This window comes from Ideonella sp. P3_A4, assembly GCF_056403075.1.
The window spans coordinates 1-2,254 of record NZ_JBFUGE010000823.1 but is presented as its reverse complement, the minus strand read 5'-3'; the positions used below and the strand labels follow the sequence as shown (position 1 = coordinate 2,254).

Annotated in this window: 3 protein-coding genes; all 3 read left to right on the top strand. The window is 57.9% G+C overall.

Translation table 11 applies throughout. The features are described from left to right. On the top strand, positions 1-471 hold a 471-nt coding region (locus AC1DYI_RS33220; RefSeq protein WP_477208372.1), incomplete at its 5' end, for an AAA family ATPase. 37 nt (positions 472-508) lie between these two features. Next, positions 509-847, top strand: coding sequence for a hypothetical protein (locus tag AC1DYI_RS33215; RefSeq protein ID WP_477208371.1), 339 nt, complete (start codon positions 509-511; stop codon positions 845-847). A gap of 648 nt (positions 848-1,495) precedes the next feature. Next, the gene (locus AC1DYI_RS33210) at positions 1,496-2,194 is read left to right on the top strand and encodes a hypothetical protein (protein WP_477208370.1); all 699 of its coding nucleotides are present in this window, start codon (positions 1,496-1,498) and stop codon (positions 2,192-2,194) included. The last annotated feature ends 60 nt before the right edge of the window (positions 2,195-2,254 follow it).

Sequence of the window (2,254 nt, the reverse complement as noted above, 5' to 3'; positions counted from 1 at the left end):
GCTCAGGCCTGGGAGCAGGCTTACGGCCAACTGAGACAAAAGTTGCTTTCAGCCGGCGAGGAGGCAAGGCTGTTTGTTGTCTTCGGCCTTCAGGGTGCGGGCAAGAGCACCTGGATTGCTCACAATGCTCCGCTCATGGGCGAAGGTGCCGTCTTTCTCGATGGCCCGCTTCCTACTCGCCGTCATCGCAGCCGTGCCCTTGGCATCGCATCCGAGGTTGGTCGCCAAGCCGTCGCCGTCTGGGTAAACACCCCGCTCGAAGTCGCCAAATCGCGCAATGCAACCAGGCGCGGCTTGGCGTGCATTCGCGAAGAGGCCATCCTTCATGTCTTCGAGAACCTTGAGCCACCGTCGCTCGAAGAAGGCTTTGTCGAAGTCATTGAGGTCCTGCCACGCGATCTGCCGCCTAACCCCTCCGTCAAGGGGACGTCCTGCGGCAAGCCGCAGGCCGCCCCTTACGTCGAACGTTAAGCCCTCGATCGCTTCGCCCCTCCCTACTCCTCTCGCCATGACCAACTGCCACTTCGATGTCGAGGCGATTCTTCCTGATGGCATGATCATTGGAAGGAACGAGTACGCAGACATTCCTTTAGGCGCAGTCTTCACCGCTGTGTGCAAATCTCGGCTCGAGGGCGAGTTACCCAACCTTCATCCGGTTGATTTGGGTGTGCTTGCCGAGGTGTCCCTTCGGCTCGAAGAGGTGCAGTGGTACCGTCGTTCCATAAGCGCAATTCCGCGAGGCCACACAGCAGGCTTGCGTGTATCCGGGGAAGGAATGTCCATCCTAGCGAAAGCGCTCGCAGAGCGAGAAAAGCATGAGAGCGTGAAGTTGCAATGTGCCCTGTAGTATTTCGTTATGCAGGTTGATGCCGTCATCCCGCAGTGGCCTAACCCCTCCGTCAAGGGGACATCCCGCAAGCGGGCCGCCCCTTACGTCGAACGTTAAGCGGCATGAAGCACCACCCCATCGAGTCGCAGATTGACGCGTTCCTCGCGAAGTACTCGCCCSAAGTGAGTGTGCAGCTTCGTGRCGCCAGAACTCGCCTTCAGGCAATGTTTTCCGCAAGGGCATGAGCTGGTGTACGACAACTACAACGCTCTTGTCTTTGCYTTCTCCCCTACCGAGMGSTCTTCKGAAGCATTCCTATCGGTTGCCGGGTACCCAAAGTGGGTCARTCTYTTCTTTTCGCATGGGGCTGKYCTGAGTGATCCWGGCCGTCTGCTGCAAGGCTCTGGCAGCCGGGTCAGGAGCATTCGCCTGCARTCGGCTGAGCATYTKCTSGAGCCRGCAGTTCAAGCTCTCATCTCCCARGCAAYGGARCCTCACCGTGAAGCCCTTCTGCATGCCAAACCGCTGCAAACYTCCATCAAAGCCATCGCRGCCAAGCAGCGTTCGCGTCGCCCAGCAGCAAMRGGCRAAAATGCCGCCTAACCCCTCCGTCAAGGGGACCTGCCTTCGGCAGGCCCCTTACGTCGAACGTTAGGGAGCCACAACATGAGCATCCTCACGCCGATGAAGACCGCGTCGCCTAGCGCAACTCGTCTCGCAGCTTCGGCGCTCGTGCTGCTGACACTGAAGATCGTCGTCCTGAACCGCTGGGCGGCCGCCTCTCCGGTGATCTACGACCTCGGGTTGGTACTAGAGGCCGTTCTCGCCTCGGTCGTAGCCAGCTACGTCTTCTACCTGGTGGTCGTTCACCTCAAGGAGGAGAACGATAGGGCCACGGTGGGTCCATACATTGACCGTCACACACTTCGGGTTGTCGGAGATTGCGAGAGTCAGTTGGCCGAAATTTCGAAGGCCTCAAATTCACCCCTCTCAATTGACACGGTCACCGAAGAAGCGCTAAAGAGGGCTTTCTCAGCCATTCCACCCTACTCAAATGCCCCATTGATTCTGTCGCCTGCAAACACGTACGCAAACTGGTTTCAGTACTTCGATTACCACAAGAGCAGAAGCAAGGAGAGCATTTCCCGCGTGCTCGCTCAGCTCATCTACATCGACTCCAGGCACGTTAGCCTATTGGCTGCGATCGACGACTGCATACACTTTTCCACTCTGTCGAACCTGCTTCACACGAAGGTGAACAATCCAAACTTGGAAGTCTTCGCCTCTACGTTCTTCTTCTACTGCGAGCATTGCCTGTCGCTGAAGCGATACATGGATGCAAAGTCAAAGCGCGCCGCTCCCTAACCCCTCCGTCAAGGGGACGTCTTGCGCCAAGGCGCAAGCCGCCCCTTACGTCGAACGTTA

Bases quoted from the DNA above. Each gene is read 5' to 3' on its own strand.
- AC1DYI_RS33210 (WP_477208370.1), top strand. From the start codon at position 1,496: ATGAGCATCCTCACGCCGATGAAGACCGCGTCGCCTAGCGCAACTCGT.
- AC1DYI_RS33215 (WP_477208371.1), top strand. From the start codon at position 509: ATGACCAACTGCCACTTCGATGTCGAGGCGATTCTTCCTGATGGCATG.